This is a genomic window from Amycolatopsis sp. FDAARGOS 1241, from assembly GCF_016889705.1.
Taxonomy (GTDB): domain Bacteria; phylum Actinomycetota; class Actinomycetes; order Mycobacteriales; family Pseudonocardiaceae; genus Amycolatopsis.
In genome coordinates this window covers 4,443,601-4,464,193 of record NZ_CP069526.1, presented here as the reverse complement: position 1 = coordinate 4,464,193, position 20,593 = coordinate 4,443,601, and the positions used below count along the sequence as shown (strand labels likewise).

Sequence of the window (20,593 nt, the reverse complement as noted above, 5' to 3'; positions counted from 1 at the left end):
GACGAGCTCCCTACCAGCCGAACCGTTCGAAGTGGACCTGTTCGCGGGGAACCCCGCACTGCCCTGCGCAGTCCGTCACCGCCGCCGCCCATTCGCCGGGACCGCAGACGTAGACGTCGTGCTCGGCGATGTCGGGCACGAAGTGGCGCAGCACGGTGTGGTCCGGGACCGGCGCGTACCCCGCGGGCAGCCAGGAGCCGCCGGCCCGATGGCCCGGCAGGTAGTGGATCCGCACCCCGCGGGTCCGCGCGAAGTGCTCGAGCTCGTGGTGGAACAGCGCGCCGGCTGAGAACCGGTAGAACAGCACGGCTTCACCCGGCTCGTACGGCAGTTCTTCCAGCAACGCCCGCAGCGGCGTGATCCCGATGCCCGACCCGAACAACGCGAGCTTCCGTGCGGTTCGGACTGAGCCGGTGAGTGCGCCGTACGGGCCTTCGAACCACACCCGGGTGCCCACGGGAAGGCTCGCGAGGCGTGCGCTGCCCGGGCCGAGGTCCCGCGCGGTGATCCGCAGGCGGCACCCGTCGGGGGCGGCGGAGAGCGAGAACGGCTTGCCCCGTGTCCAGCCGCTGCCGTGCCGGAAGCGCCACACGAAGAACTGCCCGGCCACCACCGGCAGCCGGTCGAGCCGGTGGCCGCGCAGGTGGACGGAGACGACGCCGTGGCCCTCCCGCACCACCCGATCGACCACGAGCCGGTGCCGCAGGCTCAGCGTCAGCGGCAGCCCCACCCGGAACACCAGCAGCGCGCCGGCCGCGGCCGCGTAGGCACTCCACCAGAACACGGTCGCCACCGGCGAGGCGGTGAAGTCCGCACCGGTCCACAGCTGGTGCGGCAGCGCGAGACCGGCACCGAGGTAGGCGTAGAGGTGCAGCAGGTGCCACGACTCGTACCGCAACCGGCGCCGGGCGGCCCGCATCGACGTGACGACGACCAGGATCAGCGCGAGGGTGCCCGCGGTCGCCAGGAGCATGCCCGGGTACGTGGTGACGAGGTCCCACACCTGGCCGAGCAGTCCGGTGTGGTCGGTCGCCGCGTAGCCGAGCGAGATCAGGACGATGTGCAGGCACAGCAAGACGAACGACGTGAACCCGGTGAGCCGGTGCCGCCGCGCGAGTGTGTCCTGGCCGTAGCTGCGCTCGACCCACGGGATCCGGGCCATGAGCAGGAGCTGCAGCAGCAACAAGGCCGCGGACAGCAGCCCGGTCAGCCGGCCCGCCGACGTGAGCCCGGACGCGGCGGAGCCCAGCTGCTGCACGCCCTGGCCGGCCACCCACAGCGCGGTGACGAACAACAGCGTCGCCCACGCCACCAGTCCGGCGGCGTCGCGCCACCACCGGCGGACCGGGTGGGTCCGGCGCGAGGGCGGCGCCGCGCCGGGCCGGAGCGTGAGGGGGGCGGTGGACATCCGAGCTCTCCTGGTGGTGACGTGGTGTCACCACCTTTCCGGAGCCCGGTTAGTCCCCGGCGTGATCCGGGTGAGAAATCGGTAAGAGCCGATCACCGCCGACCGTGAAGCCCACCACGGCCCCGCCACCGGGGCGTGGGCGGGCGAAGACGTCACCGTCGTGCGCCACGGCTGTCTCGCGCACGATCGCCAGGCCGAGCCCGGACCCCGGCAGGGCGCGGGCCGCGTCGGCGCGGTGGAAGCGGTCGAAGACGTGCGGCAGGTCCGCTTCGGGAACACCAGGGCCGCGGTCGAGCACCTCGATCTGTCCGCTTCGGACGGTGAGCTCGATCGGCTCGGTACCGCCGGCGTCGAACTTGACCGCGTTCTCCAGCAGGTTCGTCACGGCGCGTTCCAGCCGCCGCGCCTGTCCCGTCACGAAGGTGTCGTCGGCGTCGACGACCACGCTCCGGCCGGACCGGCGCCGCACCCGTTCGGCGGCGCGTCCGGCGACCGCGGCCAGCTCGACGGGCCCGGTCTCCTCGCTGTCGTAGCGCCGCGTCGCGAGGTCGACGATCTCGGTGATCAGGTGGGTCAGCTCCCGGGTCTCCCCGTCGACGTCGTCGAGCAGCCGGGCCCGCGCGTCCGGCGAGAGCTCGTCGTACCGCCGCATCACCTGGGCGTTGGTCCGCAGGCTCGTCAACGGCGTGCGCAGCTCGTGCGCGGCGTCCTGCACGAGCCGTTCCTGGTCGGCCCGGGCGTCGGCGAGCCGGCCGAGCATGCGGTCGAAGGACGTGGCCAGGCGGCCGACCTCGTCGCGTCCGCCGGTGGGCACGCCCGCCCGCACGAGGCCGCCGTCGCTCACCTGCTCGGTGACGGCCGTGAGCCGCACCAGCCGGCGCGTGATCTGGCGCGCCAGCAGCCAGCCGGCCAGCGCGGCGGCGACGAGGACCGCCGCGCTGACCAGTGTGATCCGCGTGGCGAGGGAGGCGAGCACGTGGCGCGACTCGTCGACGTCGATGCCGAGCTGGATCGCGCCGCGGCCCCGGCCGAGCGCGACGGTGATCACGCGGTAGTCGTCCGGGCCGACGGTCAGGTCGCGGTAGGCGTGATCACCCGGGCGGCCGTTCGCCGCCAGGGCCCGGTCGGTGCCGTCGAGGGGGAACGAGACCGCCGGCCGGCCGCCGATCCGCCGCGCCGTGCCGTCCGGGGCGATGACCTGCGCGACCATGGGCTGGGCCTCGTCGTGGTCGTTGTCGTGCGGGCCGCGGGCGAACGGGCTGGGCGCGAGCACCTGGGCGGCGCCGGCCTGGATCTCGGCCGATGTCGTGAGCAGCGAGCGGTCGAGCTCGTCGCTGATCCGCTGCGACGCCGTCTGGTAGCTGAACACACCGACGAGCACGCTCGCGGCCGCCCCGACACCGGCGAACGCGATGGCGAGCTTGCTGCGCAGGTTCACGAGACCCGCACCGAATAGCCGACCCCGCGCACGGTCCGGATGAGGTCCGCCGCCCCGGCCTTCTCCAGTTTCCGGCGCAGGTATCCGATGTAGACGGCCAGGTTCTTGGAGTCCGCACCGAACTCGTAACCCCAGATCCGCTGGTAGATGGTGGCGCGATCGAGCACGATCCCGGCGTTGCGCACCAGCAGTTCCAGCAGGTCGAATTCGGTCTTCGACAGGTCCACTTCCACGTCGTGGCACCGCACCCGCCGCGCCGCCGGGTCAACGGTCAGCGCGCCGAGCCGCAGCACCCTCGGCGCCGCGGCGTCGGGCGACGTCCGCCGCAGCAGGGCCCGCAGCCGCGCCAGCAGTTCGTCGAGGTCGAACGGCTTGACCAGGTAGTCGTCCGCACCCGCGTCGAGCCCGGCGACCCGGTCGGGCGGTTCGACACGCGCGGTGAGCATGAGGATCGGCGTCGGATCACCGTCGGCGCGCAGCACGCGACACACGCCGAGCCCGTCGACGCCGGGCATCATGACGTCGAGGATCAGCACGTCGAAGCGGTCCCGCCGCGCCACGGCCAGCGCGGCGACCCCGTCGGTCACCTCCGTGACCTCGTAGCCCTCCAGCTCCAGCGCCCGCAGCAGCGACTCACGGATCGCGCGATCGTCGTCGGCGAGCAGGACACGGGGCTGCATGCCGCCATCATGCCCCCCGCCCGGTGACCCGCGCCGGGCGCCGGGCCCGGATCAGCGGTCGAGCCGGGACAAGGTGATCAACCGGGCGGCTGCCGCCGGCTGCCGGCGCGAGCTGCACGGCCGCGATCGCCTGGTCACCTGCCTCCCATCCCGGGAGGTCGCCGGCCCGCTGATGAACCGTCGCTGCAGCAAGAGGAACAGGAGCAGCATCGGCGCGATCATGATGGACCCGCCGCGCTGATCAGCGTGAAGTTCTGCGTGAACCCCTGCTGGACCGTGAAAAACGCCGTGGGCAGCGGCATCCTGCTGTCGGACTGGACCATCGTGACCGTGAACAGTACCTCGTTGTAGGCCGACAAACCCGTCGTGAGCGCGACGGTGAGCAGTCCCGGCAGCATGTTCGGGAGCACGATCCGGGTGAACACGCGCAGCTCACCCGCTCCGTCCACGCGGGCGGCCTCGTCCATCTCCCGCGGCAGGCCGAGCATGAACGACCGCAGCAGCATGGTCCCGAACGGGAGAACAGGCCGCAGTAGATGAGGATCAGGCCCAGCCGCGTGTCGATTGTCCGAAAAGGACGAAGAGGGGATCGCGGTCGGAGGGCGGTGCGAAACGGGGCCTGGTCGCCGTTGGCGCGATCCGCGGCGCCGCCGTTGTGACAAGGCCGACGAGCTGCCCCAGCCGGTGCGAAAAGTGCCCGGCACCAGCGGCCCTTGGTCCGTAGAGGGAGAAATGTCTGTCCTGGCCGGCGAGCCGGTCAACTGTCAGTTGTCCGACAACGCACCGGGACAGGTCGGCGGCCGCACGGGTGGTCAGCGCCGGGCGTGCCACCCCGCTGCCGGTGCTGCCGAACGAGCCGGAAAGGTCCTGGAAGAACCCATCGGAACGCCGGGCGGACCACGGCCGACGGGCAGCACGCGGGTCGTGTGCTCGGCTGTACAGGGCACATTCGGCGCGGCGTCACTGTCGTGCGGCCCGGCCGGGCTTTCCGCGGTGTCAGAGGGTCATCGCGAGCCAGAGCGCGACCCACGCGGCGGCACAGATCGCGATGACGGTGGCGGTGATCTCGGCGGCGGCGGTGAGCGGGCGGCGGTGGTGTCCGTTGCGGGTGTGCATGGTGACTCCTCTCCCTCAAGATCATCGTTCGTCGCCTGAGGTGAGGATGCAATGGTGACCCCCCGGGACGGGGGACCCCCGGACGGTTTCGTGCGGGTGGCGACTGGCGCCTCCACCCGCACGAACCGGTCGCCAATCAGCGGTGGCCGACGAGGCTCACTGGCAGGCTTCGCAGTCGGGGTCGTCGATCCGGCAGGCGGCCCCGTCGGTGAGCGGGAAGTCGAAGTCGTCGAGTTCGGGCACGGGCAGCGTGCTCTCTTCCGGCGTGGTGGTGGCCATGGTTACTCCCTTGATCGCGGAACGGTCCTCTCCCGTCTGTAGCGCCGAAGATCACCGGGCATTCCGTGACCCGCGCCACAACTCGGTGCTGACCGTCTTCTGCCTCCCCCTACGACCAGCGCAACCCGACGCCGATCGTCGCGCTCAACCGCGCTGTCGCCGTCGCCGATTGCGAACGACGGTCATGACCCGCCCCTCACTTGCCCGCCGGCGTCTCCTTGCGCACCTGGGCCTGCAACGACGGCCAGTACTGGAACAGTGAGCTCGGGTACTCCTGGCCTGGGAAGTACTTGTGGTACAGCTTCAGGAACGTCCCGTCGTCGACCACCGCGGCCAGCTGTTTGTCGTAGTCGGTGAGGAACTTCTCGAGTCCCTTGCGGACGGCCATCGCCTCGGGGATCGGGTTCTGCACCGACACGCCGACCTTCAGGCGGCCCGGGTGCTGGGCGAAGACGGTGATCGCCTGCACCGAGCTGACGACGAAGCCGTCGAGGTTGCCGTTGAGGAGCTGGTCGATGCCGGTCGCGTTGGTCTGCACGGAGACGACGTTCGCCTGCGGCAGGGCTTTGGCCGCGAAATCGGCCTGGGCGCTGCCGATGCCGGCGCCGATGCGCTTGCCCGCGACGTCGGCGACGGCCTTCACAGGTGAGTCCGAGCGGACGAGGACGTCGTTGGCGTCCACGTAGAACGGCGTGGTGAAGGCGACGTTGCGCTTGCGTTCCTCGGACATCGTGAGGTCGGCGATCATCATGTCGTACTGGCCCGCTGTCACCTGCGGCAGACCGGCGCCGACGGTCGAGAGCTTGTACGTGATCTTCAGGCCCATCCGCTGGGCGATGAGGTTGTTGAGGTCGATGAGCATGCCGGCGGGTTTGCCGGTGGCATCGGGGGAGACGAACGGCGCGTCGCCCTGCGGGACGGCCGCGGTGATGGTGCCGGGGACGGCGAGGCCGTAGCCGTCACCGGAGCCCGAGCCGTCTGCCCCGGCCGAGGAGCTGCACGCGGAGACCGCGAGCACGGCGGCCAGCAGGACCGGGGCCGTCCGGGGGAATCTGCGCATGCGTCACTTGCCTTTCTGGATCTCGCCCCGGAGCTGGGGCCGATAGGTGAACATCTCGGACGGATAGGGTTCAGCGGGGAAGTACTGGTCGTACACGCAGAGGGACGTGCCGTCGTCCATCGTGGTCGTGAGCTGGTCGCCGTAGGCCTCCTCGAGCGCGGTGAGCTTGCGGTTGATCGGCATCGCCGACGCCTGCTCGTGCGGTGCGGCGTAGGCGATCCTGAACCGGCGCTGCCGGAGCACGGTCGGCGCCTCGGTGGAGGCGATGACCATCGCGTCGAGGTTGACGTTGAGCAGCTGGTTCACTTCCGCGCCGTTGGTGGGCTGGGAGTGGAGCGTGGCGCCTGGGATCTTGGCCGTCACGAAGTCGGACTTGGGCACTGCCCAGACCCGCGCCGGCGCACTTGTCCTTCCGGTACCCGGCCGCCTTGACCGCCGACTCGGAGCGGACCACGACGTCGTCGGAGGCCAGGTAGCACGGCTGGGTGAAGTCGACCCTCTTCCTGCGCTCCGGCGTCGGCAGCATGCCGATCGCCAGTATGTCCGGCTGCCTCGGCGTGACCAGTGGCAGCCCGGCGCTGACGGTCGTCACGCGGTAGGTGATCTTCAGGCCCATCCGCCGGGCGATCACGGTGTTGAGGTCCACCAGCAGCCCGACCGGTTTCCCGGTGGCGTCGGGGGAGACGAACGGCGCGTCGCCGGCCGTCACCCCCGCCGTGATGGTGCCGGGCTCGGCCGGTCCGTAGCCGGACCCGGCATCGTCACCCGGCCCGCACGCCGCGACGGACACGACACTCGCGGCCATCCCGGCCGCGAACAGGACACGGGTGGTCTTCCGAGCCGCCATAGCTCCCCTCCAGACGCCCGGCACATCGGTGTGACGCGCGTGGTATTTCTTAGGCTCATAATGCCACGATGTCAACCGGGCGCCGGAAGCTGCGCGCCCGGCGCGGCGGCGGCTCGCTCATCCGGACGACCGGGCCGTCTTGAGGTGGCCGGAGGACCCGCACACCGGACACGCGGTTCGGGGAAAGGGGCCTGCCCGGCGGGGCACGGTCAGGCCCGTGCCCGTCGCTCGGCCCGTGCGTCTGCCACGATCGGCGGCGTGCAGCACACGTGGTCCACTGAGGACGTCGCTGCGCCCGACGCGTTCGGGTACTGGTCCGACGTCATCTGCGAGACGCTCGTGCGGGTGACGGCCCGCGCGACGGGCGACGCGCCGTTCACCGGCCGGATCGAGCACACCGCGCTCGACGGTGTGGGGGTGTCCACAGTGGTCTCCGGTCCACAGCGGGTGACGCGCACGAAACGGCTCATCGCGCGGGACCCGGAGGAGTACCTGCTCGTCAACGTCCAGACCGGCGGCCGGTCCCCTGGCGATCCACGCGGGCGTCGTCGCTGCGGTTCCCCGGAGTACTGCCTCGGCGTGCGCGGTACGTTCGCGTGGTGACCGAGTTCCCGACGACTGTGACGGGGAAGATCCGGAAGGTCGAGATGCGCGCCGAGTCGGCGGAAGCGCTCGGGCTTTGCGCGCCGGCGGTGTGACCACGTCCCCAGTGGATCCGATCGCGATCCGGCCGCCGCGGTACGGGGACGGTGAGCCGGTCGCTCGGTTCCTCGTCGGGCTGTCACCGGCGAGCCGGTACCGCCGGTTGTTCTCCGGCATCCGGCACGTCAGCTCCGCCGCGCGTTGCCGGACATCCGGATCGAACGCAACGGCGAGACGATGACCGTGCACGGAACCCGTGTGGCACTGGTGAAGGGAGCCCCGAGTGTCTTCTTGGGACAGTCTCGCGCGCCGACCGCGATGACGTACACCGACAGCGTCACGTGACGCTCGCGGAGATGATCACCGTCCACTTGGGTTGACCGGGTACACATCATGCGCCACGCGCGGAGGAGAGTCCATGATCAGCAGGAGAAAGTTCGGCCAGGTTTCGCCGCGGGCGCGGCCGCCGCGTCACTCGCCGCTTGTTCGGTGGGCGAGCGCGGCCCGGCGCCGGCTGCGCCCGCCGGCGACGAGCTGCGGGCGGGTTCGGGGAAGAACACCTCGCTCGGCCCGGTCAAACAGGTCAAGGCCGGGCTGCTGAACATCGGATACGCCGAGTGGGGCCGGCGACCGGAAAGCCGGTGATCCTGCTCCACGGGTGGCCCTACGACCCGCACAGCTACGTCGACGTCGGTCCGCTGCTCGCGGCGGCCGGATATCGCGTGATCGCGCCGTGCCCGCGCGGGTACGGGCCGACGACCGCGATCGGTGGCGAAGTAGTGTTGGTACCATCAGCCGTATTCGGCCGCCGGTGGCAGCGCCTCCTTGTTCGCCTTGAGGTCGTCGACGCCGTACCCGCTCACGGCCACCATCGCCTTGACGCGTTTGGGCCCCAGCACCGAGACGACGTCGGCCGCGCGCACACCCCCGTCGTAACCGCCGAAGACGGCCTTGTCCAGGTGCAGCGCCTCCATCAGCGCGATGATGTCGAGCGCCACGGCGGCCTGCTGGCCGTTGCGGAACGTGTCCTTCGACGGGAAGTCCTACGAGCGCACGGCGGAGGCGTTCACCAATCCCGACCACGTCGCCATCGTCATCCACAACTACCGCTGGCGCCAGAGCCTCGCCCCCGGCGAACCCCAGTAATACGACGTGGACGAGCAGAAGCTCGCGACCGGCCCCACCATCGGCGTCCCCACCATCACCATCGGCAGCGACTTCGACGGTGCCACCGCCGATGGCAAGGCACGTTCACGGGCATCGGCCACAACGCGCCCCAGGAAGCCCCGCCGCCCTTCGCGAAGGCCATCATGGACGTCGACCGGTTCTGACGCTTCGGCGGGGTCTCACCCGGGACCCCGCCGGCGTCACGGCGTTTCCGGGCCGGACCGGCCCCGCCGGTGGCCGAGCCCGGCGCTGCCGAGCGCGAGCGTCAGCCCGCCCGCCGCGAGGAGGGCGAGCCCGGCGACCGTCCACCACGACCACCAGGTGAAGAACACGATGACGATGCCGACCGCGATCAGCACGCCGGCGCCCACCTCGGCCGTGTCGCCGCGGTTCGACGGGAGTCGCGTGACGGTGCTCACCGGCTCGCCTTCCCGCCCACGGTCGCCACGACGAATTCGGCGCACCGGGTCACCGGCCAGCCGCGGTCTTGGGCCATCGCGACGAGGGCGGCGCGTGCGGCGGGCGCGCTCAACCCGTGGGCGGCGGCAAGCACGGTGCGCGCGAGTGCGACCACGTCGGCGGGAGGGGCGGAGCGGACGGGCATCGGGGACCTCCGGCGGGCTCGGTGGTGATCGGACGCGCCCGGGTACCCCCTTCGCTTACGGTTCACACCCCGGTTCGCCGGAGCCTCAGCCGCGCCACCAGGCATCGAGCGGGGTGACCGGAACGCTGCGCTTGTGGCGCGTTCCCAGGTAGATCGACTCCAGCCGCTGCGCGACCTCCGGTGTGACGTCCGCGCCTTCGAGGTAGTCGTCGATCTCGGAGTACTTCAGGCCGAGGGCCACCTCGTCCGGGAGGGCAGGCCGGTCGTCTTCGAGGTCGGCGGTCGGGACTTTCTCCCAGACGCTCGCGGGTGCGCCCAGTTCCTGCAGCAGTGCCGCGCCCTGGCGTTTGGTCAAGCCGGTGAGCGGGGTGAGGTCGACGCCGCCGTCGCCGTACTTGGTGAAGAAGCCGGTGACGGCCTCGGCGGCGTGGTCGGTACCGACGACGAGCAGGCTGAGCTGCCCGGCGATGCCGTACTGGATCACCATTCGCTCGCGGGCCTTGATGTTGCCGCGCACGAAGTCGCGCAGGGTACCGCCGACGCCGGTGGCGACCTCGGCCGCCACCGCGTCGGCGCTCGGCTTGACGTTGACGGCGATCGACCGGTCGGGGCGGATGAACTCGAGCGCGGTCTGGGCGTCGGCCTCGTCGGCCTGCACGCCGTAGGGCAGGCGGACCGCGACGAACGTCGCGTCGTGCCCCTCGGCGCGCAGTTCCTCTGCGGCGAGCTGGCAGAGCCGGCCCGTCAGCGTGCTGTCCTGGCCCCCGCTGATGCCGAGCACGTAGCCCTTGGCCGGGGTCGAGCGCAGGTAGTCCTTGAGGAAGTCGACCCGCTCGCGGATCTCGACCTTCGGGATGATGGTCGGCTTCACGCCGAGCTCAGCGACGATCTGCTGCCGTAGGTTCGCCATCCGCGTACTGTAACCGGCGCCCGGAACCCGCAGGCGCCAAGCCCGCGGCCTGTCTGCCGGGGGGTGGCGCGGAAAGCGGTCTGAGGAAAAGAAAAGCAACGAGAACGATTTCTCCCTGCTCCCAACGTGTATCGCACCCCGGGGCTTGCGGCAAGACCCCCTTCGCCGCGCACACTTCCCCGCGACGAACAGCACAAAGGGGGAGTGCGCAGTGATCGACGTGATCATCGTGGGTGGGGGACCGACCGGCGTGATGCTGGCGAGCGAGCTGCGGCTGCAGGGCGTGCGGCCGGTGGTCCTGGAGCGCGACGCGGAGCCCACGAAGGTGGTGCGCGCGCTCGGGCTGCACTCGCGCAGCATCGAGCTGATGGACCAGCGCGGGCTGCTGGAGCGGTTCCCGGCGGAAGGGCAGCGCCACCCGCTCGCCGGCTTCTTCGCGGGCATCGAGAAGCCGGCGTCGCACGGGCTCGACACGCCCGGACCCGTTCGCGCTCGGCATCCCGCAGACCGCCACCGAGCGGCTGCTGCGGGAGCACGCCGCGGGACTCGGTGTCGAGATCCGGCGCGGGAGCGGGGTGGGGGGCTCAGCCAGGACGACGACGGCGTGAGCGCCGGGCTCGCCGACGGCACGCAGGTGCGCGGGCGCTATCTCGTCGGCTGCGATGGCGGGCGCAGCACGGTGCGCAAGCTCGCCGGCATCGGCTTCCCCGGTGAGCCCAGCCGGGTCGAGACGCTGCTCGGGGAGATGCGGATCGGCGCGCCGCTGGAGGAGGTGACGGCCACGGTCGCCGAGGTGCGCAAGACGCACAAGCGGTTCGGCGTGGTGCCGCTCGGGGAGGGCGTGTTCCGCGTTGTCGTGCCGGCCGAGGGGGTGGCGCAGGATCCCGCGGTCCCGCCGACACTCGACGGGGTCAAGGCTCGGCTGACGGCTCTCGCCGGCACCGACTTCGATGTCCACCCGCCGCAGTGGCTCTCGCGCTTCGGGGACGCGACTCGGCTGGCCGGCCGCTTCCGCGCCGGCCGGGTGCTGCCGGCCGGCGACGCGGGGCACATCCACCCGCCCACGGGTGGCCAGGGCCTCAACCTCGGGCTGCAGGACGCGGGCAACCTCGGCTGGAAGCTGGCCGCGGCGGTGCACGGCTGGGCACCGGAGGGCCTGCTGGACACCTACGAGGCCGAACGGCGCCCGGTGGCCGCGGACGTCCTGGACAACACGCGCCCGCAGATCCAGTTCATGTCCACCGAGCCCGGTCCGCGGTCCGTGCGCAAGCTGCTGGCGGAACTGATGGACTTCGAGGAGGTCAACCCGTCACCTGATCGAGAAGATCACCGCCACCGCCATCCGCTACGACTTCGGTTCGGCCCGGCCTCGTCGGGCGCCGGCTGCGGGACGTGCCGCTGAAACGGGGGCGCCTGTTCGAGCTGCTGCGCACGGGGCGCGGCCTGCTGCTGGACCAGACCGGTGAGCTTTCCGGTGGCTGGTCCGAGCGCGTCGACCACGTCGTGTCGGGCAGCGATGAGCTCGACGCGCCCGCGGTGCTGCTGCGCCCGGACGGACACGTGGTCTGGGCAGGCGAAGGGCAGCGCGAGCTGGCCGCGCACCTGCGGCGGTGGTTCGGCGCGGCCACTGAGCACGGCGCCGCGAGACTGGCCCGGTTCGGCTCGCGGCGTCCGATTTGCCTGCCGGGGCAACGGTTCCGCGCGACGCCACGCGAGCGAGGTCTGGTAGCCGTCGAGGCATGACGGACCTCATCGACCTGGCCGGCAAGACCGTGATCGTCACCGGCGCCTCCTCGGGGATCGGCGCGTCGACCGCCCGCGCCCTGCACGCCGCGGGCGCGCACCCCGTGCTGGCCGCGCGCCGGGCCGACCGGCTGGCCGCGCTGAGCGGGGAATTCGGCGGCGCGCTGGCCGTCCCCACCGATGTGACCGACCCCGAGCAGGTGCAAGCGCTCGTCGCCGCCACCCTCGACCGCCACGGCCGCGTCGACGGCCTCGTCAACAACGCCGGCGTCAGCCTCCACGGTCCGCTCGACGAGGTGGACCCGGCCGAACTCGGGCGGGTCCTGCAGCTCAACGTCGTCAGCCTGCTCGCGATGACGCAGGCCGTGCTGCCGGCCATGCGGGCCCAGCGCTTCGGCCGCATCGTGAACGTCAGTTCCGGCACCACCCGCCGCGTCGCCGTCGGCGTGGGTGCCTACGCGTCCTCGAAGTCGGCCGTCAACATGCTCAGCTCGGTGCTCACGCAGGAACTCGCTGCCGACGGTATCGCCGTGTCCCTGCTCCTGCCCTCCATCACCGCCACGGAGTTCGCCGACGGCCGCTTCACCCTCGGGGCGTCCCCGGTCCCCGGCATGGTGGTCCAGAGCCCGGACTACGTGGCGGGCGTGTCCTGCGGCTGCTACGCACGGGCGAGGAGTCGTTCGACATCCCGCACGGGCCGGAGCGGCCCGAGGTCATGCGCGTCCCCGAGTGAGCCACGGTGGGGCGGGTCGGCTCGCACTCGGCGGCTCCGCTTGAACACCCGGCGGACTCGTCCATTCCGGGCATCCGGTTCAAGCAGCCGCCGGTGACGCCGCCGACCGGCGGCGGCCCCGGGCGCGGAATCCGGCTATGGGAACAAGAAGTGCAGGTGTGTCCGAACTCGACCGGCCGCCCCGGATCAACCCGGGCAGGCTCGAATCAAGCACGGCCGAGACAAGCACGCTCGAATCAAGCAGCCTGGAATCAAGAGCCGTCGGAACAGCCCCGGCGGCCCGGGACGACGCTCCCGGCCTTGCCTTGCGGGTCGGCGCCGACGGGCGGGGTGAGTACGCCAACCACGGCGCGCGCGAGCTGTTCCCCGGCTGGCGGACCGGCGGCGGGCTCGCCGCGCCGGTGCCCGCGTGGGTGCTGACCTCGGCGCGCACCGCGACCCGCGCCGGCGGGCTGGTTGCCGAGCGCAGGTTCGAAGCGCACCCGGTCCGCCACTGCGACGGCAGCGTCACCCTCTGGTTCGTCGAAGACACCGGCGCATGGCCAGCCCGCGAGGCGCTGCGGATCGAGCGGGCGCGGACGACCCTGCTGTCGGAGGCGTCGACGGCGCTGCTCGCGAAGCTCAACCTCGACCGATGCACGGAGATCGTGGCGCGGCGAGCCGCGGAGGACCGTGCCCGCCCGCGGGAAATCGCGCATCTCCGCGGAAAGCAGGTCGAGCGCGGGCACGAGCGACGCGGCCGGAACCCTGCGCGAGGCGAGGATTTTCCGGTGCCTGCCATCGAATCCCCGCTGTACGACGACTTCAGCCTTGCTGCGCTCCTTCAGGCCAAGCGAACGTTTCTCCGGCAAGCCGCTGCGGGAGCTCGTCTGCACCCACTTCCACTTCGATCACGTGGGCGGCCTCCGCGAGTTCGCCGCCGTCGGCGACCTGACCGTCCACGTGGGAACGCCGGCGGTGCCGTTCTTCGAGCAGGCGCTGGCCGGCCCGCGCACCGTGGACCCCGACCGGCTCGCCGCCGTGCCCGCCGAGGCCGGCGTGCGCGGGATCGACGAGGTGCTGACCTTCGACACCGCCGAGGGCGGCACCGGGTCGGCGGACCGGATCGTCAGCGACCACGCCGCGGACATGCCCATCGTGCACGTCAACTCCGGCAAGCTCGTGTTCAACTCCGACCTGTGGAACCCGACTCCGGAGCCGCCGGCCCCGGACGCCCAGCGCGGCGGCTCGCCACGCAGCTGTACGACGCGATCCAGGCACTCAGCCTCGACGTCGAGACCGTCCCCGGCGGCCACTGCGGCGCCGGCACCACCTACGCGGCGCCGCTGGACTACTTGCGGATCTCGGCCGGTTACTGAACCGCGGCTCATCCGCCATGCTGATCACATGGAGTTCTCCGAGGTTCTGCGCCACCGGCGGATGGTCCGCGCCTACCGGCCCGACCCCGTTCCCGACGACGTCCTGCGCCGGGTGGTGCGCGTGATCCGGCGCGCGCCGAGTGCCGGCTTCAGCCAGGGCCACCGGCTCGCGGTGATCACGGCGCCCGCTGTCCGCGCGCGCATCGCCGCGATCAGCGAAGGGCCGTACGTGGAGGCCGGCTTCACGGCGTGGATCTCGGGCGCGCCCGTGCTCATCGCGCTCGGCGTCCGGGAGGCCTCCTACCACGAGCGCTACCAGGAACCCGACAAACTCGACGACGGCGCCGAAATCCCCTGGCCCGTCCCGTACTGGTGGTTCGACAGCGGCGCCCTGCTGTCACTGCTGCAGCTCGCCGCCACCTCCGAGGGCCTCGCCACGGGCTTCTTCGGCCCCGGTGACGACAGCCGGTTCGCCGCGGTCCACGCACTCACCGGCTTCCCGGCCGACGTGTCGCTCGCGGGGATCCTCACGGTGGGCTATTCGGCCGAAGACCCGGCGGCGCCGCCGAGCGGGAGTGCGGGGAAGCGGGCGAAGCTGCCGCTCGAGGAGCTGATCAGCTGGCGCAGCTGACCGATCAGCTGTCGACGTCCATCCGCTGCGTGCCGACGACCGCCAGGAGCCGCAGAGCTTCCTCGGCGGGCGAGCCGGGGGCGGCGGTGTAGATGACAACCTGCTGGTCGCGGTCGGTGAGGTCGAGGACGTCGCAGGTGACGGTGATCGGGCCGAGCGAACGGTGGTTGAAGGTCTTGGTCAGGGCCGGTTCGGTGGACACGTCGTGCGAAGACCACAGGTTAGCGAATTCGGTGCTTCGCGCGTTGAGTTCACCGACCAGTTCCGCGATTTCCGGGTCGCCCGGGTAGCGCGCCGCGGCGGCGCGGAGTTTGTGGGCCGCGTATTCGGCGAACTCGCCGGCGTCGGAGACGCCGTAGAGCCGGCGGCCGCCGAGAAAGGCGCGGCGCACGAGGTTGCGGTCGCGGCGCGGCAGCGCGGAGAAATCCTCCAGGAGGGCGGCCGCGAGGTCGTTCCAGGCGATCACCTCGAGCGTCGCGGACACCACGATCGCCGCGGCCAGCGGGAGGCGGTCGATGAGGTCGAGGATGCTCTGGCGCACGTGCCGCGGTGGCCCGGGCGATGGGCCCGGCGGCAGGCCGGCGAGGTGGTGCAGGTGGTCGCGCTCGGCGTCGGACAGGCGCAGCGCACGAGTGAGCCCGGCCAGCACCTCACGCGACGGGTGCGGGCCACGGGACTGCTCGAGCCGCGTGTAGTACTCCGTCGAGATGAACGCCAGCTGCGCCACTTCCTCGCGCCGCAGCCCCGGGGTGCGGCGGCGCGCTCCGGCCGGCAGCCCGACGTCGGCCGGAGTGATCCGTTCGCGCCGGGTCCGCAGGAAACCGGCCAGTTCGCGCCTGTCCACAGCTCCAGTGTGCCGCGTGCGGCGGGCCGAGCCAGGTACCGCCAGTGCCTGAATGCGGTCGCCGTCCGCGCCGACGCTGGGGTCATGACTCTGTTGGCAGGAAAAATCGCCTTCGTCACCGGCGCGGGCCGCGGGATCGGCGCGGCCGCCGCGCGGCTGTTCGCGCGGGAGGGCGCCCGTGTGCTGCTCGCGGCCCGGACGGAAGCCCAGCTCAAGACCGTCACCGAGCAGATCCGCGCCGAAGGGGGCACCGCGGACCACGTCGTGTGCGACCTGGCCGACGCGGCCGGCGTGCGCGGCGCCGTCGAGCGGACGGTCGAGGTCTACGGCCGCCTCGACATCGCGTTCAACAACGGCGCCACGATCCAGCGGCCAGGCCCGCTGGACGTGCTGCCAGAAGCCGAGTTCGACCACGTCTGCGCGGTGAACCTCAAAGGCGTGTGGCTCGCGATGGCCGCCGAGGTCGCGGCGATCCGCGCCACGGCCGGATCGGGTGCCATCGTGAACACCTCGTCCGTCGGGAGCCTGATGGGCAACCCCGAGCTGCCGGCGTACGGCGCCGCGAAGCGCGCGGTCAACAGCCTGACGGAGTCGGCTGCGGTCACCTACGGCCCCGAGGGAATCCGCGTCAACGCCATCGCACCCGGCAACACGCTGACGGAGATGATCCGCGCCTGGGAAGCCGACTCGCCGGGGCTGCAGGACCGGCTGATCGCGGCGACGCCGCTGCGCCGCGCGGCCCAGCCGGACGAGATCGCCGAAGCTGCCGCCTGGCTGCTCAGCGACCGGGCGTCGTACGTGACGGGCACGGTCCTGCGCGTGGATGGGGGAGCGCGCGCTTGACAGGGCCACTTTCGGCGCTGGTGGGGCAGGACGTCCGGCAGGCTTCGCCGTGGCGGCGACCGCGGCGGGTCGGCCACGGCGGGGTGGTGCGGCGCCTCGGCGCGGGCACGGTGTACCTCGCGGCGCGCCACGACTAGCGGCAAGTGGCCGTCAAGGTCATCCGCGCCGAGCACACCGCGGACCCGCAGTTGCGCGCGCTTCCGGCGCGAGGTCACCGTCGCGCGGCACGTGAAATCCCCGCGCTTTCGCCCGTGGCACTGCGCTGGATGGCTGTTCTACTCGGACCCCGGGAATCGGGCCGAGAAGGCGCCGGACGTCGGCGGGGAGTGACACAGGGCCGGCCTGCGAGGCGTTGCTGCGGGCCGGCCGGTTGTTGCGGAGCGCCGACCACGATGTGGCGATACCGTTACGACCGCTTCGGCAGGACTATCCGGTCGTCGCAGCTCTACGAGAGCCCGCTGCTGCGCGTCGGCAGCCCGATGTTCCACTTCGGACTGCTCGTGGTCGTGATCGGAAACCTCGCGCAACTCGTCGTCCCCAAGCCGCTCACCGACGACCTCGGGCGTGTCCAGAGCGCAGTACCACGCCGTCGCGCTCGGGCTGGGCGGCGTCGCCGGCGTGAACCGGCCGGCCGGCCTATCCGCTGTGGTCGCCGCGGCCCGGGGGCGGTACGTAGCGCACGCCCGCGTGCCGCAGTTCGTCGTGGGTGTGGATGAGGCTGGTGTCCCACTGGTGCGGCACCGACGCGGCGATGCGCTCCACCAGGTGGCTGCAGAACACCGGCGCGCTCAGCCGCACCATCCGCGGGTCGCCGGTGTCCAGGGCGAACGCGTCGGTGGCCCCGGTGACCTCGACGCGGCGGTGGCGGACGTCCGACGGGCGGGGCAGGCCGTAGCCGTGGAGCAGGGAATTGCGGATGATCCACAGCACGGTCGCGTCGTCGTGGTCGACACCGTGCTCGATCAGCAGGCGCTTGAACCGCCGACCGGCCGGGGCGGACGTGCCCGACAACGTGTCGAGCACGATCATGCCCAGGCAGACACCGATCCAGGACCGGGTGCCGGCTCCTTCGCCCGTCTCGGGGTCGCGCCCGTGGGCCGAGCGCATGTCGCGCATGGCCAGCTCGATGGGCAGGTAGTCGCGCCGGGGGTGCGGCGCGCAGTGCAGCCGCTGCAGCGGCGCACCGCCTCGGTCGGCGAGCGTGGTCACCGCTGCACGGTACCCGGCCACCGGATCCTTGCCCTTCGTGCTCCGGCCGAGGCTGAGCCCGCCGTGCCCGGAGCACGGCGGGTCATGGCCGGAACGAGATCCGCTCGGTGGGGGAGCCCCCGGCTCAGCCGCAGTGGTCGAGCGGGCTGTCGTATGCGGCCGTGCCGATCGCGCCGCCCCACTGGACGCACTTGCCGGCCGCGGGCGCGGAGACGGGGCCGGCGTAGAAGGAGAACGAGCCCGAGTCCGTTTTGCGCGAGGCGCCCTGCACCTGCAGATAGGCCGCCGGCGACGGCGTGCCCGCGCCCGTCTTCTTCATGGTGCTCACGCATTTCTGGCCGTTCGCCGCGTTGTAGGACAGGTACACGGTCCCTGCCGTGCTCAGCGGCGCCGAGTCGATCACGCCGTACCCCGTGCCGCAGACCGGGCGCCCAGCTGCGCTTCGGTGAGCACCGACCAGCGAATGCTCGCGTCGGCCTGGTACTCGGGGCCGGCTTCGTAGAGCAGGCCGGCCGAGGTGGAGCTGAGCGAGATCAGGTCGGTGTAGGAGCGTCCTGGCCCCACACCAGCAGGCTGTCGGCGTCGCTGGTCCAGGTGCCGCCCTCGTCGAACGAGGAACGCACGCGCAGCTCCTTGCGCCGGTCGCAAGTGGACGGCCCGGCGAACAACAGGCGGTCGTACGCTTCGCCGGCCGTGGTCGCGCTCATCTCCAGCACCGAGCCCTGCACGCGCGGGGTCGTGAGGTCCGCTACCACGGCGAACTTCGTGCTGAAGCTCGCGCCGCCGTCAGAGCTGATCGCGAAGGCGCGATTGTGGATCGTGCACGGATCGGCCGGGGCGGCCTTGTGGTCGTTGCGAGCGGCCGCGTAGATCCGGCCGTCGGCCAGCTTGGTGACGCTGATCTCCTGCGGGGCGTGTTTGGGTCCGACGCCTGGTCGGTCGCGCCGAGGTGCCACGTCGCTCCCTGGTCGTCGCTGTAGATCAGCGCGCCGACGTTCGGGCTCGCGGGGTTCACCTGGTAGCTCAGGCCGGCCACGAGCCGTCCGGCGTGCGCGCCGTGCTGCAGGACGATGCCGTGCCCGGGTCTGGTCGCGAGTCAGTTCGGTGCCGCGGCGAAGCCGGGCTGGGTGGTCAGGTCCTTCGGCGCGGTCCACGTCGCGCCGTTGTCGTCGCTGAAGCTCACGCGCGGGATCCGCCCGCACGCCGGGGACCACCTCACACGGCAACACTTCCGCCACGGCAGCACGGCCCACAGCCAGACACCGCGGCACCATCTCGACGCCCGGCCTCACCACGCAGCCGCCCAGCGGCAACGGCGACAGCCCGGCCCGACTCAGCCGGCCGGCACGCACCTCACACGGCAACGATTCCGCCGCCACGGCCGCACGACCCACAGCCAGACACCGCAGCACCACCTCGACGCCCCGTGGCAACGTGCAGGTAGTTCAGGAAGCTGTTCACGCACTGCCATTCGGACAGCAGCACGATCCGGCCGGCGGGCAGCACGATCGGTACGGCGTTGTCCTTGGTGTCGCCGCAGCCGTGCACGGCGATGACCGGCGCGCTCCACGTCTTCCCGTTGTCCTGGGAGCGCTTGAGGACGACGTCCACGTCGCCGGCGTCGAGGCAGTCCGGCCCGGTCTTGCGGCCCTCGGCGAACGCGAGCAGCTCGCCGTCGTGCGCCTTCACCACCGCGGGGATGCGGAAACAGTCGTAGCCTTCGGTGTTCGCCTGGAACACGAAGGCGGAGGCGACGTCGGCCGAAGCGGGCGCGGCGGGCAGTGCAGCGAGCCCGGGCGCGGTGGCGAACGCCGCGAGCAGCCCGGTTGCGAAACGTCTGGACTTCATGGTCCCGGCTCTCTGTCGGGGTACTGCGAAGTGCGCCCAGGATCGCCGGCGGTCGTACACGCGCCGTACAACTAGGCTGTCCGCCGTGGAGCCGCTGACGGCGATCGCCGTGATCGCGACGAAGTACGGGGTGTCCGCCGTGATCGGGGCACTGACGGGGAAAGAGGAGCTCGGGGGCGTGGCTTCCGAGATCGTCGGAGCACTCGTGGAGAGCGAGGACCGGCTGGGGGAGCAGCTGTCCGGCATCGAGCGGCAGCTCGACGAGGTGCTGGAGCAGCGGTACACGGCCGCGGTCGGCGCCGGGCTGCGCACACTGCTCGACGCGAGCACGACCCGCGACGCGGGCGTGCGCACCGCGGAGCTGAACCGGGCGCGGGATCTGTTCCGCGACGCCGTCGCGTCGGCTCGCTCGCCGCTGCAGGTCGCGGTGGGCGAGAGGTACCTGGCGCTGTGCGCCCTGGCGCTCGGCCGTGTCGAGGCGGTGCGCACCGCGCTGACCCTGCTCGACAAAGCGGCCCTCGAAGCACTCGTCGGCGCGATGCCGCTGGTGGGACCGCAAGCCTACGAACGCGCGCGCGAGCAGGTCGGCGGCTCCGGCTTCCGGTCGCGGCGCGAACAGCGGATCGAGGAGCTCGGCAGCGACCTCGTCGACGCGGCGGCGGAGGTGATGGACCTCGCGCTGAGCCTGTTCGACGAATCGCGCACTCTCGCGGAAGGGCTGGGCCACGCCGGCGCCGAACCGGACTGGGACGTGGTTCTGCCCCAGGAGTACGAGGACGACGAGCGCCTGACCCGCCCGGCGCAGGTGGTGCTCAAGCCGGCGGGGCCGGGGCCGCTGGAGTTCGGTCCGCTGTCGGTCACGTGGGATTCCGTGCGGTTCCGGCCCGCGGCGCCGCAGGCCGCGCGGAGCGCGGTGGAGCTCGCCGTGGCCGCGCAGACGGGCGCGCGGGTTCCGGCCGGCACGCTCGACGTGGCCGTGACCGTGCGGCTCGCGTCGGCGTTGTCGGTGCCACTGCACTGCGCGCTGTTCGAACCGGACGCGCCGGGACTGCTGCAGCCGGTGCGCTGGTTCCCGCCGTCCGGCGGCACGCTCGAAGCGGGCCGGAGGGAATTGCCGCTCAGGTACTCGCTGCCGACGGGCCGGGCGTCGAGCGAGTGCACGTTGAGCGTCAACGGGGTGCTGCTGTTCCGGTCGCGCTAGCTCCATGCCTTGACAGGCATATACGCGAAGGG

The 20,593-nt window shown here is 72.0% G+C and carries 30 protein-coding genes and 1 pseudogene; 11 read left to right on the top strand and 20 right to left on the bottom strand.

The window, feature by feature from the left end:
- Window positions 1–10: 10 nt before the first annotated feature.
- The 8 genes and pseudogenes from I6J71_RS22010 to I6J71_RS50975 form a co-directional block, all read right to left on the bottom strand.
- On the bottom strand, window positions 11–1,408 hold the full coding sequence (locus I6J71_RS22010) for a ferric reductase-like transmembrane domain-containing protein (RefSeq protein WP_204096420.1): 1,398 nt from the start codon (window positions 1,406–1,408) through the stop codon (window positions 11–13).
- A 49-nt stretch (window positions 1,409–1,457) separates the two neighbouring features.
- Entirely contained in the window at window positions 1,458–2,846 is a 1,389-nt protein-coding gene (locus I6J71_RS22005; protein ID WP_204096419.1) for a HAMP domain-containing sensor histidine kinase, read from the bottom strand.
- Window positions 2,843–3,526, bottom strand: a complete 684-nt coding sequence (locus tag I6J71_RS22000; protein ID WP_204096418.1) for a response regulator transcription factor — start codon at window positions 3,524–3,526, stop codon at window positions 2,843–2,845. Before I6J71_RS22000 ends, I6J71_RS22005 begins: the two co-directional genes overlap by 4 nt.
- A gap of 218 nt (window positions 3,527–3,744) precedes the next feature.
- Window positions 3,745–4,032 carry an ABC transporter permease subunit gene (locus I6J71_RS21995; protein ID WP_204096417.1) on the bottom strand — a complete coding sequence of 96 codons (288 nt, stop codon included), beginning with the start codon at window positions 4,030–4,032 and terminating at the stop codon, window positions 3,745–3,747.
- Window positions 4,033–4,798: 766 nt separating this feature from the next.
- The gene (locus I6J71_RS49840; protein ID WP_255570896.1) at window positions 4,799–4,921 is read right to left on the bottom strand and encodes a hypothetical protein; all 123 of its coding nucleotides are present in this window, start codon (window positions 4,919–4,921) and stop codon (window positions 4,799–4,801) included.
- 196 nt (window positions 4,922–5,117) lie between these two features.
- Window positions 5,118–5,981 carry an ABC transporter substrate-binding protein gene (locus I6J71_RS21990; RefSeq protein ID WP_204096416.1) on the bottom strand — a complete coding sequence of 288 codons (864 nt, stop codon included), beginning with the start codon at window positions 5,979–5,981 and terminating at the stop codon, window positions 5,118–5,120.
- A 3-nt stretch (window positions 5,982–5,984) separates the two neighbouring features.
- The gene (locus tag I6J71_RS48620) at window positions 5,985–6,362 is read right to left on the bottom strand and encodes a hypothetical protein (RefSeq protein ID WP_239155156.1); all 378 of its coding nucleotides are present in this window, start codon (window positions 6,360–6,362) and stop codon (window positions 5,985–5,987) included.
- Between the two features lie 49 nt (window positions 6,363–6,411).
- Window positions 6,412–6,786 (bottom strand): annotated as a pseudogene (locus I6J71_RS50975) (transporter substrate-binding domain-containing protein); the annotation flags it as partial.
- A 102-nt stretch (window positions 6,787–6,888) separates the two neighbouring features.
- On the opposite strand from I6J71_RS50975, the gene I6J71_RS50970 reads away from it, so the two are divergent.
- Both I6J71_RS50970 and I6J71_RS48615 read left to right on the top strand, forming a co-directional pair.
- Window positions 6,889–7,431: a hypothetical protein gene (locus I6J71_RS50970; RefSeq protein ID WP_370542180.1), complete on the top strand. Its 543-nt coding sequence runs from the start codon at window positions 6,889–6,891 to the stop codon at window positions 7,429–7,431.
- 528 nt (window positions 7,432–7,959) lie between these two features.
- Window positions 7,960–8,115 (top strand): hypothetical protein, encoded by a 156-nt coding sequence (locus I6J71_RS48615; RefSeq protein ID WP_239155155.1) that lies wholly within the window; start codon window positions 7,960–7,962, stop codon window positions 8,113–8,115.
- A gap of 146 nt (window positions 8,116–8,261) precedes the next feature.
- On the opposite strand, the gene I6J71_RS21970 is transcribed toward I6J71_RS48615, so the two are convergent.
- Window positions 8,262–8,468 carry a hypothetical protein gene (locus I6J71_RS21970; RefSeq protein ID WP_204096413.1) on the bottom strand — a complete coding sequence of 69 codons (207 nt, stop codon included), beginning with the start codon at window positions 8,466–8,468 and terminating at the stop codon, window positions 8,262–8,264.
- Window positions 8,469–8,493: 25 nt separating this feature from the next.
- Between I6J71_RS21970 and I6J71_RS49835 the strand changes: the two genes are divergently transcribed.
- Window positions 8,494–8,616, top strand: a complete 123-nt coding sequence (locus I6J71_RS49835; protein WP_255570895.1) for a hypothetical protein — start codon at window positions 8,494–8,496, stop codon at window positions 8,614–8,616.
- Between the two features lie 221 nt (window positions 8,617–8,837).
- Here the strand turns inward: I6J71_RS49835 and I6J71_RS21960 are convergent, their stop codons facing one another.
- The 3 genes from I6J71_RS21960 to nadE form a co-directional block, all read right to left on the bottom strand.
- On the bottom strand, window positions 8,838–9,056 hold the full coding sequence (locus tag I6J71_RS21960; RefSeq protein WP_204096412.1) for a hypothetical protein: 219 nt from the start codon (window positions 9,054–9,056) through the stop codon (window positions 8,838–8,840).
- Window positions 9,053–9,241 carry a hypothetical protein gene (locus I6J71_RS21955; protein WP_204096411.1) on the bottom strand — a complete coding sequence of 63 codons (189 nt, stop codon included), beginning with the start codon at window positions 9,239–9,241 and terminating at the stop codon, window positions 9,053–9,055. Before I6J71_RS21955 ends, I6J71_RS21960 begins: the two co-directional genes overlap by 4 nt.
- 85 nt (window positions 9,242–9,326) lie before the next feature.
- Window positions 9,327–10,151 (bottom strand): ammonia-dependent NAD(+) synthetase, encoded by an 825-nt coding sequence (nadE, locus tag I6J71_RS21950; RefSeq protein WP_204096410.1) that lies wholly within the window; start codon window positions 10,149–10,151, stop codon window positions 9,327–9,329.
- A gap of 211 nt (window positions 10,152–10,362) precedes the next feature.
- Between nadE and I6J71_RS21945 the strand changes: the two genes are divergently transcribed.
- From I6J71_RS21945 to I6J71_RS21935, 3 genes are read left to right on the top strand one after another with little or no spacing between them, the layout of a single operon-like run.
- Window positions 10,363–11,553, top strand: coding sequence for an FAD-dependent monooxygenase (locus tag I6J71_RS21945; protein WP_204096409.1), 1,191 nt, complete (start codon window positions 10,363–10,365; stop codon window positions 11,551–11,553).
- The gene (locus I6J71_RS21940; protein WP_204096408.1) at window positions 11,544–11,894 is read left to right on the top strand and encodes a hypothetical protein; all 351 of its coding nucleotides are present in this window, start codon (window positions 11,544–11,546) and stop codon (window positions 11,892–11,894) included. The genes I6J71_RS21945 and I6J71_RS21940 overlap by 10 nt, the downstream gene beginning before the upstream one ends.
- On the top strand, window positions 11,891–12,724 hold the full coding sequence (locus I6J71_RS21935) for an SDR family oxidoreductase (protein WP_239155154.1): 834 nt from the start codon (window positions 11,891–11,893) through the stop codon (window positions 12,722–12,724). The genes I6J71_RS21940 and I6J71_RS21935 overlap by 4 nt, the downstream gene beginning before the upstream one ends.
- 154 nt (window positions 12,725–12,878) lie before the next feature.
- Here the strand turns inward: I6J71_RS21935 and I6J71_RS21930 are convergent, their stop codons facing one another.
- Window positions 12,879–13,502, bottom strand: coding sequence for a hypothetical protein (locus I6J71_RS21930; protein ID WP_204097641.1), 624 nt, complete (start codon window positions 13,500–13,502; stop codon window positions 12,879–12,881).
- On the opposite strand from I6J71_RS21930, the gene I6J71_RS21925 reads away from it, so the two are divergent.
- Window positions 13,438–14,616, top strand: coding sequence for a nitroreductase family protein (locus tag I6J71_RS21925; protein ID WP_204096407.1), 1,179 nt, complete (start codon window positions 13,438–13,440; stop codon window positions 14,614–14,616). The two genes, I6J71_RS21930 and I6J71_RS21925, sit on opposite strands and share 65 nt — an antisense overlap.
- Window positions 14,617–14,620: 4 nt before the next feature.
- On the opposite strand, the gene I6J71_RS21920 is transcribed toward I6J71_RS21925, so the two are convergent.
- The gene (locus I6J71_RS21920) at window positions 14,621–15,460 is read right to left on the bottom strand and encodes a helix-turn-helix transcriptional regulator (protein WP_204096406.1); all 840 of its coding nucleotides are present in this window, start codon (window positions 15,458–15,460) and stop codon (window positions 14,621–14,623) included.
- 84 nt (window positions 15,461–15,544) lie between these two features.
- Here I6J71_RS21920 and I6J71_RS21915 point away from each other — a divergent pair, with 84 nt between their 5' ends.
- From I6J71_RS21915 to I6J71_RS48610, 3 genes are all read left to right on the top strand, one after another.
- The gene (locus tag I6J71_RS21915) at window positions 15,545–16,303 is read left to right on the top strand and encodes an SDR family NAD(P)-dependent oxidoreductase (protein ID WP_204096405.1); all 759 of its coding nucleotides are present in this window, start codon (window positions 15,545–15,547) and stop codon (window positions 16,301–16,303) included.
- Window positions 16,300–16,440, top strand: coding sequence for a hypothetical protein (locus I6J71_RS21910; protein WP_204096404.1), 141 nt, complete (start codon window positions 16,300–16,302; stop codon window positions 16,438–16,440). Before I6J71_RS21915 ends, I6J71_RS21910 begins: the two co-directional genes overlap by 4 nt.
- Before the next feature lie 129 nt (window positions 16,441–16,569).
- The gene (locus I6J71_RS48610) at window positions 16,570–17,019 is read left to right on the top strand and encodes a respiratory nitrate reductase subunit gamma (RefSeq protein WP_370542223.1); all 450 of its coding nucleotides are present in this window, start codon (window positions 16,570–16,572) and stop codon (window positions 17,017–17,019) included.
- Here the strand turns inward: I6J71_RS48610 and I6J71_RS21900 are convergent.
- The 6 genes from I6J71_RS21900 to I6J71_RS21875 form a co-directional block, all read right to left on the bottom strand.
- Window positions 16,940–17,512, bottom strand: coding sequence for a hypothetical protein (locus I6J71_RS21900; RefSeq protein WP_204096403.1), 573 nt, complete (start codon window positions 17,510–17,512; stop codon window positions 16,940–16,942). The two genes, I6J71_RS48610 and I6J71_RS21900, sit on opposite strands and share 80 nt — an antisense overlap.
- Before the next feature lie 124 nt (window positions 17,513–17,636).
- Window positions 17,637–17,915 carry a hypothetical protein gene (locus I6J71_RS21895; protein WP_204096402.1) on the bottom strand — a complete coding sequence of 93 codons (279 nt, stop codon included), beginning with the start codon at window positions 17,913–17,915 and terminating at the stop codon, window positions 17,637–17,639.
- Window positions 17,912–18,076: a hypothetical protein gene (locus I6J71_RS21890; RefSeq protein WP_204096401.1), complete on the bottom strand. Its 165-nt coding sequence runs from the start codon at window positions 18,074–18,076 to the stop codon at window positions 17,912–17,914. Before I6J71_RS21890 ends, I6J71_RS21895 begins: the two co-directional genes overlap by 4 nt.
- A complete protein-coding gene (locus tag I6J71_RS21885; RefSeq protein ID WP_204096400.1) occupies window positions 18,046–18,468 on the bottom strand; it encodes a sialidase family protein in 423 nt (140 codons plus the stop codon). Before I6J71_RS21885 ends, I6J71_RS21890 begins: the two co-directional genes overlap by 31 nt.
- A 140-nt stretch (window positions 18,469–18,608) precedes the next feature.
- Entirely contained in the window at window positions 18,609–18,731 is a 123-nt protein-coding gene (locus tag I6J71_RS21880) for a sialidase family protein (RefSeq protein ID WP_204096399.1), read from the bottom strand.
- A gap of 134 nt (window positions 18,732–18,865) precedes the next feature.
- Window positions 18,866–19,360, bottom strand: a complete 495-nt coding sequence (locus I6J71_RS21875; RefSeq protein WP_204096398.1) for a sialidase family protein — start codon at window positions 19,358–19,360, stop codon at window positions 18,866–18,868.
- Between the two features lie 85 nt (window positions 19,361–19,445).
- Here I6J71_RS21875 and I6J71_RS21870 point away from each other — a divergent pair, with 85 nt between their 5' ends.
- Entirely contained in the window at window positions 19,446–20,561 is a 1,116-nt protein-coding gene (locus I6J71_RS21870; protein ID WP_204096397.1) for a hypothetical protein, read from the top strand.
- Window positions 20,562–20,593 lie beyond the last annotated feature (32 nt).